This window comes from Sporosarcina koreensis, assembly GCF_001531445.1.
In the GTDB taxonomy this organism is placed as follows: Bacteria; Bacillota; Bacilli; order Bacillales_A; family Planococcaceae; genus Sporosarcina; species Sporosarcina koreensis_C.
Window position 1 is genome coordinate 1 of record NZ_LQYA01000104.1, and the last position, 14,108, is coordinate 14,108.

The 14,108-nt window shown below is 45.4% G+C and carries 12 protein-coding genes and 1 pseudogene; 1 reads left to right on the forward strand and 12 read right to left on the reverse strand.

Translation table 11 applies throughout. From position 1 onward, the window contains the following. The coding region (locus tag AWV70_RS12280; protein WP_060207468.1) for a carboxypeptidase regulatory-like domain-containing protein at positions 1–3,111 on the forward strand (3,111 nt) is incomplete at its 5' end. Between the two features lie 196 nt (positions 3,112–3,307). Here the strand turns inward: AWV70_RS12280 and AWV70_RS12285 are convergent. The 12 genes and pseudogenes from AWV70_RS12285 to AWV70_RS12340 all read right to left on the reverse strand — a co-directional run. Beyond that, complete coding sequence (locus tag AWV70_RS12285; RefSeq protein WP_060207470.1) at positions 3,308–3,910, reverse strand: response regulator transcription factor; 603 nt, start codon at positions 3,908–3,910, stop codon at positions 3,308–3,310. Beyond that, complete coding sequence (locus tag AWV70_RS12290) at positions 3,907–5,025, reverse strand: sensor histidine kinase (protein WP_060207472.1); 1,119 nt, start codon at positions 5,023–5,025, stop codon at positions 3,907–3,909. Before AWV70_RS12290 ends, AWV70_RS12285 begins: the two co-directional genes overlap by 4 nt. Before the next feature lie 2 nt (positions 5,026–5,027). After that, the gene (locus tag AWV70_RS12295) at positions 5,028–5,765 is read right to left on the reverse strand and encodes an ABC transporter permease (RefSeq protein ID WP_060207475.1); all 738 of its coding nucleotides are present in this window, start codon (positions 5,763–5,765) and stop codon (positions 5,028–5,030) included. Then, entirely contained in the window at positions 5,766–6,665 is a 900-nt protein-coding gene (locus tag AWV70_RS12300) for an ABC transporter ATP-binding protein (RefSeq protein ID WP_060207476.1), read from the reverse strand. A 148-nt stretch (positions 6,666–6,813) separates the two neighbouring features. After that, positions 6,814–7,350 carry a helix-turn-helix domain-containing protein gene (locus tag AWV70_RS12305; RefSeq protein ID WP_060207478.1) on the reverse strand — a complete coding sequence of 179 codons (537 nt, stop codon included), beginning with the start codon at positions 7,348–7,350 and terminating at the stop codon, positions 6,814–6,816. 77 nt (positions 7,351–7,427) lie between these two features. Continuing rightward, positions 7,428–8,654, reverse strand: coding sequence for a DUF819 domain-containing protein (locus AWV70_RS12310; RefSeq protein WP_060207480.1), 1,227 nt, complete (start codon positions 8,652–8,654; stop codon positions 7,428–7,430). Positions 8,655–8,670: 16 nt separating this feature from the next. Then, complete coding sequence (locus tag AWV70_RS12315) at positions 8,671–9,669, reverse strand: dipeptidase (protein ID WP_060207482.1); 999 nt, start codon at positions 9,667–9,669, stop codon at positions 8,671–8,673. A 151-nt stretch (positions 9,670–9,820) separates the two neighbouring features. Next, the gene (gene rsgA / locus AWV70_RS12320) at positions 9,821–10,900 is read right to left on the reverse strand and encodes a ribosome small subunit-dependent GTPase A (protein ID WP_060207488.1); all 1,080 of its coding nucleotides are present in this window, start codon (positions 10,898–10,900) and stop codon (positions 9,821–9,823) included. Positions 10,901–11,136: 236 nt separating this feature from the next. Beyond that, on the reverse strand, positions 11,137–11,742 hold the full coding sequence (locus AWV70_RS12325) for a VanZ family protein (RefSeq protein ID WP_060207484.1): 606 nt from the start codon (positions 11,740–11,742) through the stop codon (positions 11,137–11,139). Positions 11,743–11,957: 215 nt separating this feature from the next. After that, positions 11,958–13,031 (reverse strand): metallophosphoesterase, encoded by a 1,074-nt coding sequence (locus AWV70_RS12330; RefSeq protein WP_060207486.1) that lies wholly within the window; start codon positions 13,029–13,031, stop codon positions 11,958–11,960. A 105-nt stretch (positions 13,032–13,136) separates the two neighbouring features. Next, complete coding sequence (locus AWV70_RS12335) at positions 13,137–13,892, reverse strand: energy-coupling factor transporter transmembrane component T family protein (RefSeq protein ID WP_235588644.1); 756 nt, start codon at positions 13,890–13,892, stop codon at positions 13,137–13,139. Beyond that, positions 13,873–14,108 (reverse strand): annotated as a pseudogene (locus AWV70_RS12340) (ABC transporter); the annotation flags it as partial. The gene AWV70_RS12335 and the pseudogene AWV70_RS12340, both read right to left, overlap by 20 nt.

Genomic DNA, 14,108 nt, shown 5'->3' on the forward strand with positions numbered 1-14,108 from the left:
GTTTCAGGTGTGGCTGCAATGCTTCGTCAAGTAAATGCCACAATTTCTGTCGAGGAAATGGAAGAAGTCCTGTTGAATACCGCGACACCGTTAACGGACAATGTGTACCCGACAACTCCTAACCATGGGTATGGCTATGGTCTAGTGGATGCGTATGCTGCCGTTTCATCCATCGCAAGCGGACTCGGTAAGCTTGAAGGTCAGGTGACGAAGCAAGGCGACGATAACGAACCGCCTGCATTCGAACATTCAGCTCCAACCGAAACATACGCGGGAATGGATTTGGATTTACGCATCAATGTTACGGACAATATTAGTGTTTCCTCTGTGACATTACAGTACGTAGATGCAAACGGTCAATGGAGTTCATTGCAAGCCGAGCGGAAATCGGGCGATTACCTATCCGGTGAATATGGCGTGACAGTTTCCGGTGATCTCATTTCTGGAGACGCATTCACTTATAAATGGGTCATTAACGATTTCGGCAATAACGAAGTATCGAGCGAGGAATTTACAGTACTCGTGAAACCTGGCATCACTGTCGGTTATTTTGAGGATTTCGAACAAATGCCGGTAGGATGGACTTCGTTCGGGAATAAAAACAGCTGGGAATGGGGCAAACCAACTTCCGGACCTGGCAATGCGGCTTCAGGCGAGAATGTATACGCCACGAATTTAGCCGGCATGTATGAGAGCAGTATGAATGCTACGCTCGTCATGCCACCGGTCGACCTTCCGGAAGGCGCTTCGTATTTGCGATTCAAGCAATGGCATAATTTCGAGCAGTCTTCTTCAGGAAGAGCTTGGGATTATGGACATGTGTTCATTTCCACGGACATGGAAGAGTGGACGCAGTTGCTTATGATTCAAGGAGCATCAGAAGGCTGGATTGACGCAGAAGTAGATTTGTCCGAGTATAGCGGACAGCGCGTCTATATCGGATTCAATGCATTCTCAGATGGAAGTGTAGTGAGAGAAGGCTGGTATATTGACGATGTCGTGTTAAGCGATGAATCTCAAGCCGGTACAATTTCGTTGACACCAAAAAATAACTTATTTGAAAAGCAGGAGCAAAAAACTCCTCAAGCAATAAAACCAGGCAAAGGCAAAAATCCTGACGACATGATCGAAAAAGGGAAAGACGCACTTGAAACACCGGTCGATCCTAAAACGATCAAACCAGTTATGCCGAAAGAACAGCCGGCACCTCCTGTTGAAGAAGGCAAAGCATCACCTGTCCTTCTGCCATTAGGTGCTCAAGTGAATATTCTTGAAACGAACCGGTCCGTCTATACAAATCCTGCAAATGGATCATATACGATGACACACGGCGCGGGAACATTCACAGCAATGGCTGAAGCATACGGATTCCAATCGGAGGCGCAATCCGTCACCATCAATGCAGATGAAACGACAAATGCGAACTTCACATTAGAAGAAATGCCTCAGGCAACGATCAGTGGAACTGTGACAGACCAGTCCACAGGTGAGCCGATTGAAGGTGCGACATTGCTATTAGTGGAAGATGCGAACATTTCTCCTGTCGAATCGGATGCAGCAGGACAATTCGCCATCACTGCATATGAAGGCGATTATACGCTGAAAGTGGTTGCACGCGGTTACCATGGACAAGAAGCTAGCATCACTATCGGCGGTCAAACATCATATGATTTCGCTCTTGAGCCGTTCTTTACGTATCCTGGCGGCGAAATCGGGTACGATGACGGAACAGCTGAAAACGCTCGTGCATTCTATGATGCCGGCAACGGTTGGGGCGTAAAAATGTCTCTTCCGGAAGGCAATGATTCAGGTATTGTCACAGAAGGCGTTTTCCGTTTCTGGGATACTGAATGGCCTGTCCCGGGCGGAACTGCATTTGCAGTTGAAGTTTGGGATGCTACAGGTGCTGACGGAGCTCCGGGGCAAAAGATCGCTGGACCGATCGACGCCCAAGCGAAACGGAATGGAGAATGGACTGTCGTTGATTTGACAGAACACAATATCGTCGTAAACGGCGACTTCTATATGGTGTATGTCCAGTCAGAGCCGAATCCTTACGCGCCGGGCCTTGCAACGGATGAGGACGGACCGAACGCCGGAAGAAGCTATCAGTTCGTCGGAGCTTGGACACCAGCACCTGCCGCGGAAGGGAATTATATGATTCGGGCACGCGTCAGCTACGAAGTGTTCGAACCGACAATCACTTCCCCGGAATCCGGCACTGTTACAAATAATGAAAATGTCGTCATTGAAGGTACTGCTACACCGACAACGACAATCTCTTTGCAGAACAATGGTGAAGAAGTGAATTCCGTTGTCGTCGGGGATGATGGAAGATTTTCATTCCAAACAGTCCTAACTGAAGGCGACAATGAATTTACCGCTGTGTCTCTATTAGATGGACGCACTACAGGCACTTCAAGCCCTGTGACAGTGACATTGGATACAGTACAGCCAGAATTGGCGATCACGAATCCGAAAGACGGCGAAACGACAAACCGTGAAACCGTCACAGTGGAAGGTACTGTTTCGGACGACTATCTGAAATCGGTGACTGTGAATGGCGAACAGGCAGCCGTATCCGAAGACGGCACGTTCTCGAAACGGATCCTTTTAGATAATGGTGCGAATGAAATTACTGTCGTCGCAACAGATGCTGCAGGAAACGAAACGGTCCAAACCGTTTCCGTAACGGCAAAATATTCGGCGCCTGAAATTACGAATTTGACACCGACGGAAGACGTCCATTTAGTAACTGGAAAATCCGTCAAATTTGAATTCGATAGCGAGCCTGGATTGACAGCAACATACGTTATCCACATGCCGCTTACAAATGTCGGGGGCAATGATTTGACGAATGCGACTGAAATGCCGATGCAAGAAGTTTCACCAGGACATTACGTCGGCTATTGGACTGTACCATTGGGCGTTACAGCCGACGGGGCACGTGTCGAAGTGAAAGTCGTAGATGGCTTTGGCAATGAAAGAAGGAAGCTCGCGGACGGAAAACTGTTCATCAATATCGGTCAAGTGAATGAAGTTGAAGGAACCGATGAGGAAGCAGTTGAAGAAAGCGTTGAAGCTGAAGAAGCGGCCGACCAGGTCGAATAAGTAAAATGGGCTGCGGCCTCATCGGGTGATCGATGATGGCTGCAGCCTGTTTTTCATTATCTATCGAATATGGTGTTTTATCTATTGAATAACGAGAGATATCTATCGAATCCCCCTCATTATCCATTGAATAAAGAAAGTTATCTATTGAATCCTGAAAGTTATCACCATTTCAGGACCTCCTACCTACTTCAACTCAAATCCATCCTTTCTCCCGACAGATGGATATGGCCTCCACTTTGTTTTTTGCTTCCACTTTCTGCAGAATTTCAGACATGTAATTTCGAACCGTCCCCGGAGACAAATAAAGCTCAGATCCAATCTCCTTCGCCGTCATTCCATCCGCCGACAGCTGCAGCACTTCCCTTTCCCTCTCCGTCAACGGATTATCCTCATGGTAAGAATTCATGATCAGCTCAGCCGCAAATTCCCTTTTCCCTTGCATGACATTCCGAATGGCAGCCGCCAAATCATCAATCGATCCATCCTTCAAAAGATAGCCGTGAACCTTTGCTTTGATTGCCCTCTCGAAAAAGCCCGGTCGTGCAAACGTCGTCAATATGATCACTTTGCATGGAGAACCGCTCTCTCGTAATTCATCAGCAACTTCCAAACCGGTCTTTAACGGCATTTCAATATCCAAAATACAGACATCGGGACGTATTTCCCGGATGAGCCGCAATGCCTGCTCCCCATTTTCGGCTTGAGCTACCACTTCCATATCTTCCTCAAAATTGAGGAGAGTCCCTAAAGCCCCTCGTAAAATTCGCTGATCTTCAGCGATGACAATCCGGATCATAAGGCAACCGCCCCTTCCTTTGTCTTCGCGACAATGGGGATTGAAATTGTAATAGCTGTCCCCATTCCGGAGTCCACCCTCATTTCCCCTTCTAGCAATGAAAGGCGTTCGGACATCCCCTTCAACCCATTGCCCCACGGACGATCTGCCATTCCAGTTCCATTATCATGTATGCGTATTACAAACTCATGCACATCTTGCTGGACCGTGACTGAGCATTTCGTCGCTTTACTATGCTTCACAATATTTGTCGAAGCTTCACGCAAGCACATCCCCGCAATATTTTGCTGGAGCGGTGACAGGTCCGTTGCGCCTTCCAGCACATTGCACTGAAATTCAATATTGCCGGCTGTTAAAATTTGTTCCATATGCGCGAGCTCCTCTTCAATCGTACTCACTCGCATATCCGATACGAGTTCCCGAACTTGCTGAAGGGCGGAACGGGATGTCTTCTCGATCTCCTTCGCCTCCTCCTTCACCTTTTGCGGATCACTCGCAATCCTTTGGATAACTTGACTTTGCAATGTGATCAGCGACAATGTATGCCCCAAAGTATCATGCAGATCGCGGGCTATTCTCACTCTTTCCTCTTGTTTGATGAGCGTTTTAATCTGTTCATTCGCTTCATTCAATTGACTCTCCAATTCCATTCGTTCATTCATATGCCTAATGCCGTATGGGGATAGAATGATGACTACTAAAAAAGGCAAGAGGGAGACAAAACCCACAAATCCAGTTTCGAACCAAATCCACCCGGAGCACACTCCAATGATACTAACAAATACTTTCAAAGCATTACGAAATCTCTTTTTCTCTTCTATCCAGCCAATGAAGTTGGAAGTGTAAAACCCTAAAAATATGCTATATGGATCGTAAAAGACGACGAAGATGACAGTAATAGCCACCTGAACTGACAGCCAAGCGTAAAATTTCTTTATTGCGATCGGCTGATAACATTGCCGGTAGGAGATGAAAAAAAGCAGTAACAGGCCATAGCCGATTACTGCTTTCCATCCTACTTCCTTGTTCACTTGATAGAGCGGCAGTATCAGGTAGACTAAAAATATATGTGGAATGAAGCCAAACCTTTTTGGAAACAACCTAAAGTTTTTCACGCTTACACCGCTTCCTGTTTCCTTCTTATATAAATAGATAATACCATGAATAGAAGAAGATAGACCGTCAAAATTGCAATACTTTTAAATTCCGGGAATTGTCCGCGGATGATGCCCCACGCCCCATTCCCATAATGATACGCTGGCAGCCAAGAGCCGATCTGCTGAATCGTCTTCGGCAGGATTTCCATCGGCATCCATAATCCACCCGTGATTGCCAAAGCTAAATAGAGTATATTGCTGACGCCGGAAGCTGTATCGACACGTTTCATCGTACCGACGAGAACGCCCAATGCGAGAAACGGGAAAGAGGCGATCAATATCCAAGCAGCACACGACAGCCATTCTACGAACGACATCGAAACGCCATTAACAATGATTCCCGCCATGAAAATGACCGCAATTGAAAAAAGGTGGACCGCCGATTGGCCAATCATCTTTGAAATGAAATAACTCGAACTCGGCAGCGGTGTCACCTTGATCCACGTCGTCCAGCCTTCATTCCTCTCCTGCACCATCCGAATGCCGAGCGTCATGATGGCGCTGCCCATCACACTGAAGATTGCAATGGACATCAGAAAATGCTTGTTCCATAAATCCTGATCATCCACACCTGTGTTGACGACTTTCGTGAAAATGAAGTAGAACACAATCGGCATGAACAATGACCAGAAGACGAAATATGGATTACGGAAGATCCGGATTATTTCAATTTTGCATTCATTCAATAGCATTTTCATTCATGACACCCCCTGTTCGACCGTCAATTGTTCAAATGCATCTTCCAGCCGTCCTTTATCGATGGAAATATCCGAAACCGGTGTGCCTTCTGTGAAAAGTGATGCGAGTACATGGTCAGTGTCCTCCGTTTGAATGACGACTCTTCCCTTTTCCTCGTAAACGTCCGACACATGAGTCATGGTGAGAAATCGTTCTTTAGGAAAATCCCCACCAGCCTTGAACGAAACTGTCTTCTTCAGCAATTGCTGCTTGATTGTCGAAGGACAACCATCTGCAACTAATTTCCCTTCATTGAATAAGAGGATGCGCGTTGCCACATCGTCCGCCTCCTGCAAATAATGAGTAGAAAATAATACTGTTTTGCCTGCATCAGCAAGCTGTCGGACCCTTGCCCAAAACTCTTTCCGTGCTGTGCTGTCCATTCCGACAGTTGGTTCATCAAAGAACACGAGATCCGGATTTCCCGCCATCGCGAGTGCAAAACTGACGCGCCGCTTTTGCCCGCCTGACAACTTCTCAGTTCGTTTGTTCAGTTCACTTTCCTGCAAGCCGGTCAACCGGATCAGCTCTTCCATCGACAATGGGTTTGGGTAATAGGTTCTGAATAAAGCGAGAACCTCTTTCACCTTCAGCGCGTCCATCAGGCTTACTTGCTGGAGCATCACCCCAATCCGTTCCCGCACCTTTTGTTCCTGTGGCCGTTGATTGAAAAGCGAGACCTCACCCGAAGATGGATGCAGCAATCCAAGCATCATCAAAATCGACGTGCTTTTTCCTGCTCCATTCGGCCCAAGAATCGCAACGACTTCACCGGATTGGATGCTAAATGAAACATCCTCTACTGCCTTCTTTCCTTTGAACTCCTTTGACAGATTTGTAATCTCAACAATTGTTTCCATGCAGTCACACTCCTCTTATAACTATCATAGAGGGGTATTGACATTTTTTTCAGTATGCTCTGTCATGAGATAAGATGACTTTTGTCATGAATGGTTGGATTGGATGGAAAAACGGGAGGCATCAATTGATGTCCTCCCGCTCTTTATTCTAAAGCACCCTTCCTGTCATCGCCCATACGGAAATGGCGGTTTCCTTGGAATGGTTGAAAAATCGATGAGGCGTTGTACTTTTAAAGCGAATGCTGTCGCCTTCATATAATATATACTCCGCATCCCCGAGTACGATTGTCATTTCCCCTTTCACAACATATCCGCACTCCTCCCCCGAATGCTCGACAAGCTGCTGATCCACTTGTCCAGGCTCCAAGTGGATCATGATCATTTCAATCGTCCCTTCATTAATCGGGGTAAGCAGCTCGTATTTCGAATGGGATTGGGGGAAATTGACCGATTTTCGATCATTTTTCCGAACAAGCTGCAACGCTTGTTCATCTGCACCTAATAACGTGGAAATCGAAACATCCAGCCCTTTACACAACTTATAAAGGGTCGTGAGCGTCGGATCTGTATTCCGACGTTCAATTTGACTGATCATGCTAACACTGACGCCCGATTTGTCCGAAAGGTCCTTCAATGAAAGATTTTGTTCCGAACGCAGTTTTCTTATTTTTTGACCATCAAACATAATACCCGCCTCTTTTACCTTCATTTACTTCATAGTATATGAAAAGCCTGGCAGTCTCAATGTGCCAGGCCTGTTTCTTATAATAATGTTGCAAACCATAATCCTAGTGTTGTTCCAATATAGTTTCCGATAATATATCCGATTGTACCGACAACTAAAATCGGCCCAATCAAGTTTTTCCATCCTTTCGCAATCGCCATTGCCGCAGCCGTTGTCGGACCGCCAATATTGGCGTTGCTCACTAGCAATATATCTTCCAAGTCATATTTGAACAGCTTCCCTGCAACGAGGGAAATGATCATATTGACGAGGACGATAATGGCAACAAAGACTAATAGAAGCGGTGCGTTTTGAATAATTAGCGGAATGGACGCCGGCACCCCGATTACGACGAAGAATAAGTAAATCAACAATGTACCGATCTCTTGGCTTCCGTTGATTCCTTCGAAATATTTAGGAAACAATGCAAGCGCTAAAAAGGTAATGGTCGTTAACACTAAATATTTATCCCCGAATAAACCATTCAATAAATTCATGAAGAAGGATACATCTTCACCAGAAGGAATAATTCCATCTAAAAAGGCTGCGACCTTAAAGGCAACAATGACGAGGAAGAAAGCTGTTCCAACTGACAGCGCCATATCCTTCAATGAAATGTCCTTCCGTGCCCAAAAGCTTTCCGCTAATGTCTTTCCGTCATTCTTCCCTTTTCCGGCTTCAACTTCCAATACATGCGGATGGGAGTAGCGCTTTCGGAAAAACGTCATCGTAGGAATGATCATGAGCACTACAAAATAGATGGCCATCATTAGATTATCAGCAACAATTGTTGCAGAGACCATTTCACCAGGCGTCTCGAACTTCCCTGCCATCGCCGCAAAGTTGACACTGCCGCCAACGTAAGAAGCACTCATCATCGCACCGATTTTATCCAAATAAGGGATATGATCTTTCAATAAGAAGAAGCTAATGATTGTCCCTGCAACTGTCCCGATAGAACTAAGCAAGAAGATGATGAGCATACGTCCACTTTCCTGCCAAATCTTTTTGAAATTCACATGGAACAACAGCAATGGAATCGCGAGCGGTATAATAAATGCCCACACTGCATCGTAAACCGGTGATTCAGTCGGTATGATTCCTGTATTCGATAGAATAATTGCGCCGACTAGAGCAATGATCGCCCCTGAAATTTTGCTCGCCCAACTAAACCGTTGCTCTAAAAAAATACTGACTGCCGCCCAAACGACGATAATTCCCCATAGAGTGATCATATCATCGGGCTGAATTAGTGTTTTCTCCATTTTTCTTCCCCCATTTTTATCCCTTTAATTGTCTGCTTAAAAAATTGAAGGCATTGTCATAGCTAATGCCCGTCAACTCTTTCTTGGAAAAGCCCCTTTTCTCCATTTTCACTAAAAGCTCGGGTACTTGCTCCACAGTTTCAAGTCCGACAGTAGTTCCCTCAAATGACGCCCCTACTTCATGATTATCCAAAAAATCTACAAAATCAAAGCCAAAAGCGACATATTCCGATCCGACCAGTTCCGCAATATAAACAGCATGGTCGATGAAACGGTCGACAGTTGGATTTCTTTCATCAATAAATTCGAAGTATGCATTCAGGCCGATAATGCCTCCCCCGTTTGCAATCGCTTTGATTTGTTCATTCGTGAGGTTCCGATTTTGCGGGCAAAGTGCCCGGGCATTGCTGTGTGATGCAATGATTGGCTGATCGCTCGTATGGTAAAGATCCCAAAAGGATTTATCATCTGTATGGGAAGCATCCACTATCCAATTCTTTGCATTCGCCAGTCGGGTAACTTCTTTTCCATGTTCTGTTAACCCTTTATGTATTCCTTCATTATAAGATCCTGTACCGCTGGCGAGGAAATTCGTTTCATTCCACGCGTAAATTGCGTGCCTGAAATCTTTCGCATGAAGTTCCGGGAAAGCGCTCTCAATATTCTCGTGGAAATCACTTTTGCCCCATCGCTCCATAAAGGACAACCCTTCTAGCCCAAGGAAAACATTGATCTTTTTCGTTTCGTTCGAATCAACCATATCTTCTGTGGAAACACATACATTTACATGCAACGATTCATGCAAGTCTTCCATTACATAGCGATAGAGTTCCTCGAACCTTGCGAGGGGATTATTCCGGAATACGGGTTCCACCCAAAACACACATATGACGGAATCGACGTAGCCGCATTTCAATTTCGGGTAATGGATCCGGTCAAAAACATTCGTTTCCCCATTTTTCCTCCGATACGCTATGTCGGTAAATAGATCTGAATGCAAATCGAATACTTTCACTCTTACACCTCCTTTCGAAATGTCTGAGTTTTAGTATAGTATAATTTATTTACTATATTAAAACAAGCGGATGATTTCGAAAACCGTAATGCATGCAATAACAAAAGCGGAAGCATGGATAGTGAATCCATGCTTCCGCTTTTGTTATAAGTCATTTTTTCTTCGAAGGATGCTTCCGCATTCCTTTCGTTATCTTCTTCCATTTATTACGTTCTGCCGCTTGCGCTTGGCGGTCCATTTTCCGATCAAGAAAGGCGAGTTCTCGTTGGAGTTTGACGTAGTTTCCGTAGCGCTCTCTAGCCAACTCCCCGGTTTCAAGTGCATTTCGAATTGCGCAGCCCGGCTCACTTTCATGGCGACAATCCCCGAATTTGCAGGCAGTTGCGAGTTCCTCGATATCCTTGAATCCGGAGTCAAGGCTTTCACTTTCATTCCACAATTGGAACTCCCGCATTCCCGGTGTGTCGATGAGCACTCCCCCAGACGGAATCTTAATGAGTTCCCGATGGGTCGTCGTATGTCTTCCTTTTGCGTCATCTTCGCGGATGCCTTGCACTACCATCTTTTCCTCGCCGATTATCGAGTTGACAAGCGAGGATTTCCCGACGCCCGAAGAACCTAGTAACGCTGCTGTCTTGCCGTTGTTCAACAGATCCGTAATCTGCTCGATCCCTTCCCCGGTCGCATTGCTCACCGGGAAAACATCGGTGCCAAAAGCGATTGACCTTGCCATTTCCAAATAATGATCGGGGTCGTCGCTAACGTCCATTTTTGTCAGTACGACTACGGGCGTCGCTCCGGAATCATAGGCCGCAACGAGGTAGCGCTCCAATCTCCTTGCATTGAAGTCGTGGTTCATCGACATGACGAGGAAAACGATGTCAACATTCACTGCAATGATCTGCTCGGCAATTGTCGTCCCCGCCGATTTCCTTGAAAATAGCGATGTCCTTGGAAGGATGGCATGGATGATGCCACGCTCTTCCCCGGGCATTTTTTCTACGACGACCCAATCGCCAACTGCGGGAAAGTCCCTTCGTTCATAGGCTGCATGCTGAAATGCCCCCGAACAGACGGATAGCCATTCCCCTTCTGTCGTCATGACACGGTACATCTTTTTATGTTCAAGCGTGACACGTCCCGCTATACAGTTGTCAGCTTTCAGTTCTTTTACGATTGTATCCATATTTTCTTGATGGAATTGATTCCATCCGTATTCGTTTACATTAATCAATTCATTTCCTCCTATTATGTGCGTTTCACAGTAGCGCAAGGCGCCAGTACATATAAAAAAGCATGGTTCCGGATCGGACACCATGCTTTCACGCGCATAACAGAAGAAACATGCCTATTACGAAGGCATGGCAGGTGAAAGTATGGAGCCGATCAATTGTGCAATAGCCATATTGATTGTACCCATAACACATCACCTACTTTCTGAAAGTTGTATCTATCATAACAAATTGATTATCCATGGTCAATAACTTTTTCAGACATAGCAAATACTTTCCAAACGAGAAAGACGCCATATCCGATAACTACGCCGATCGTATTCAAAATAATATCGTCAATATCGGTGCTGCGCCCGATGAAATATTGGGTCCCTTCGATGAAGCAAGTAACGCCAAATCCAATTAATGCGATTGCTTTGAATGAGTCCAACTTCCGCCATAATAGAGGAACGAAAAATCCGATCGGAGAAAACAAAAATATATTGCCTAACAGATTTGCGATTGCAATACTATCCCATCCATCCATGTATTCATTCACCTGGAGATAACCTGAAATCGTTTTGAATGGAATCGCATTGGTGCTCACCCAGCCATTGGACATGTATACATCGAAAAAGAATTTCCCCGTATCGACGTCTACACCCATGGCCCATTTGGGAATAATCGTCTGGGAGGCTATTCCCACCCCATAGAGGACAAATAGGGCGAGCAGCACTTCATGCAATTTATTGACCGGCTGCTTTCTTCTTTTGAGGAAGACGATTCGCACAATCACATAAATTGGAAATGCAACGATCATATACCCTAACATGTTGATGACATACATACTAATTAACCACATAACTTCTCCTTCTGACCCCAATTTCTTCTTATACAGCTTGACGAATCATGCTTGGAGATGTTCCCTTCGTCTGTCAAAACTTATTGATCGTTTCCCGTATCTTATCGATCATTTCCCGGAAGATATCAATCATTTCCCAGGAATTAATGTCATTTCGTGACCTTTGACTCATTATAAAAAGCTTCGACAGGCGCCCGCCTTCGAAGCTTTTCGAATTATACTAAGCAATCTTTCGGAATCCAGCCTACTTCGCCACTACTCGACTTCACTAGCGCATAGCCATCGTGACGGTCATCAACGACAGAGACGGTTTCTCCTTTTTCAACGGATAAAAATGTTGTGCTCAAGTCATTTTTACAAAACCCTTCATGAATAAATTCATTTTTTATCCACTGTTCGATTCCTAGATTCACATTCTCACACAACGTGAAGAAGTCCTCTTCCTTAAGGAGGCGTAATTCATAGTTTGGATAAGTGACCGTTCCGACTCGCCCGGTTTCATCTACATGACTCCGTGTAATCATTTTTTTATTCAATCCATCCACATATGTATAGGTGATTTCTTCCCCGTTCATTATCAACGCATTTAACTGACCATCCCTCTTGATTTGATTGCCGCCATCCAGAGCGATTATCTTTTTCTCCAAATCGATCAACGGACAATTCGAGCTGACTGCATTTGCCCGATAATTGACGACAGGCCAATGCCCGACGATGACCGTCTTATCCGCCTGATGTTCTTTCTCGTAAAATGCAGGTGTATATAATGCAAATTCGCGGCTTGTCTCCTTCCAATCCGGAATGTCCTCCACTCCTGCATGGATGATGATGAAATCGTCTGTTTCATAGGCGATTGGCAAGTTATCCAGCCAATCGAGCAGTTCAACGAAATGTTCCCGAAAAAACTCCCCAAGTTTCTGGAGAGTCGCAAATTCGTCAAGACTCTTCCCATGGCGATCAAGCATTTCATTCAAAACCGAGTTTTTCCGCTGTCGCATATAGTTTTTGATGCCCTCGACATCATTGAATACATAATCGTGGACAACATCGCAATTCCCTTTGGTAATGAAAACCCGCTCCGATTCTTCGCTTAGCTTTCTCGCAAATTCAACTGTCGACAGGCTGTCCGGCCCTTTTTCACAAAGATCGCCATTAATGAATAAATAATCTTCCATCGTATAGTTCACCTTCTCAAGCAATTGCCGAAACAGCGGCAAGTTTGCATGAACATCCGACGTAATAATGACCCGTCTGTCTTTCTCCAATTTCAATTCCCTTACATCAAGCATCAAGTCATTTCCCCTTTACCAGAATCGTCTTTATTCTCTTAGAAAAACTATATCATATGGTAACTAACGACAAAAGGGCCCCATTCCATACGGGCCCCCCTGAACTTAATTAATATACAAAACAGTCGTACAGCTGAGAACAAGGATGAACATGAAAAGGCTAACCATGTACCCGTCCACCTTGCCAACGCGAACGACTTTATAAAAGCTTTCCCTTTTTTCCCCCGTGAATCCCCTAGCTTCCATCGCAAACGCAGCTCTCTCCGCTTTCCGAACAGCACCCGCGAGCATCGGAAGAAGGATTTTACGCATATGCAGCAGTCGGCGGAAAACATTTTTCTCTTGCATCGCGCCTCTGAGGCGATGAGCTTGCTGGATTTGCACAAACTCATCCTTTAGGACAGGCAGGAATTGATACCCGACCAAAATGCTGTACGCGATTTTCGGTGACAGCTTCATTTGCTGCATTAAACTTAAAATGAATGAAACGGGATTTGTCGTCAACGCGAAAAGCAGTGATAGTCCGGAAAACGCAAGGACACGAAAACTTAAAGAAAGGGCATGATTCAACTGGACCTTTGTAATGTTTATTGACCAAATCGATAAGACGACCGGACCTGACTTGTCTGCGGCAAACACGAGCGTCGTCCAAAAATAACCGAACGCCATGACGAAAAATGGAATCATGAACAGAAGCCATGCTTTCCAATTAATCCGGCTGAACAACAGCTGGATGACGAGTACGCCGACCCACATAAGCAGCGGCGTCCATGGATTGAAAAAGAATGCCATCGTCAACATGCAAATCGTGACGACAATGAATTTTGCAGATGGGTTCATATTATGCAAAGCAGTGTTCACGTTGCACCCACCCTTTCGGCTGAAGCAGATGATGCACAGCGAGTAACTTTTCATCCTGCCATACTTGATCAGCAGCAAACTTCCCTGTCAACGCTCCATCTTTCATTACCAAAATCGAATCCGCCACCTGAAACGCAAACTCCATATCATGAGTGACGATTAGAAAGGTCGTCCCTTCCCTCGCCCGCTCATCGATCAATCGGAACAGCTCCGCCA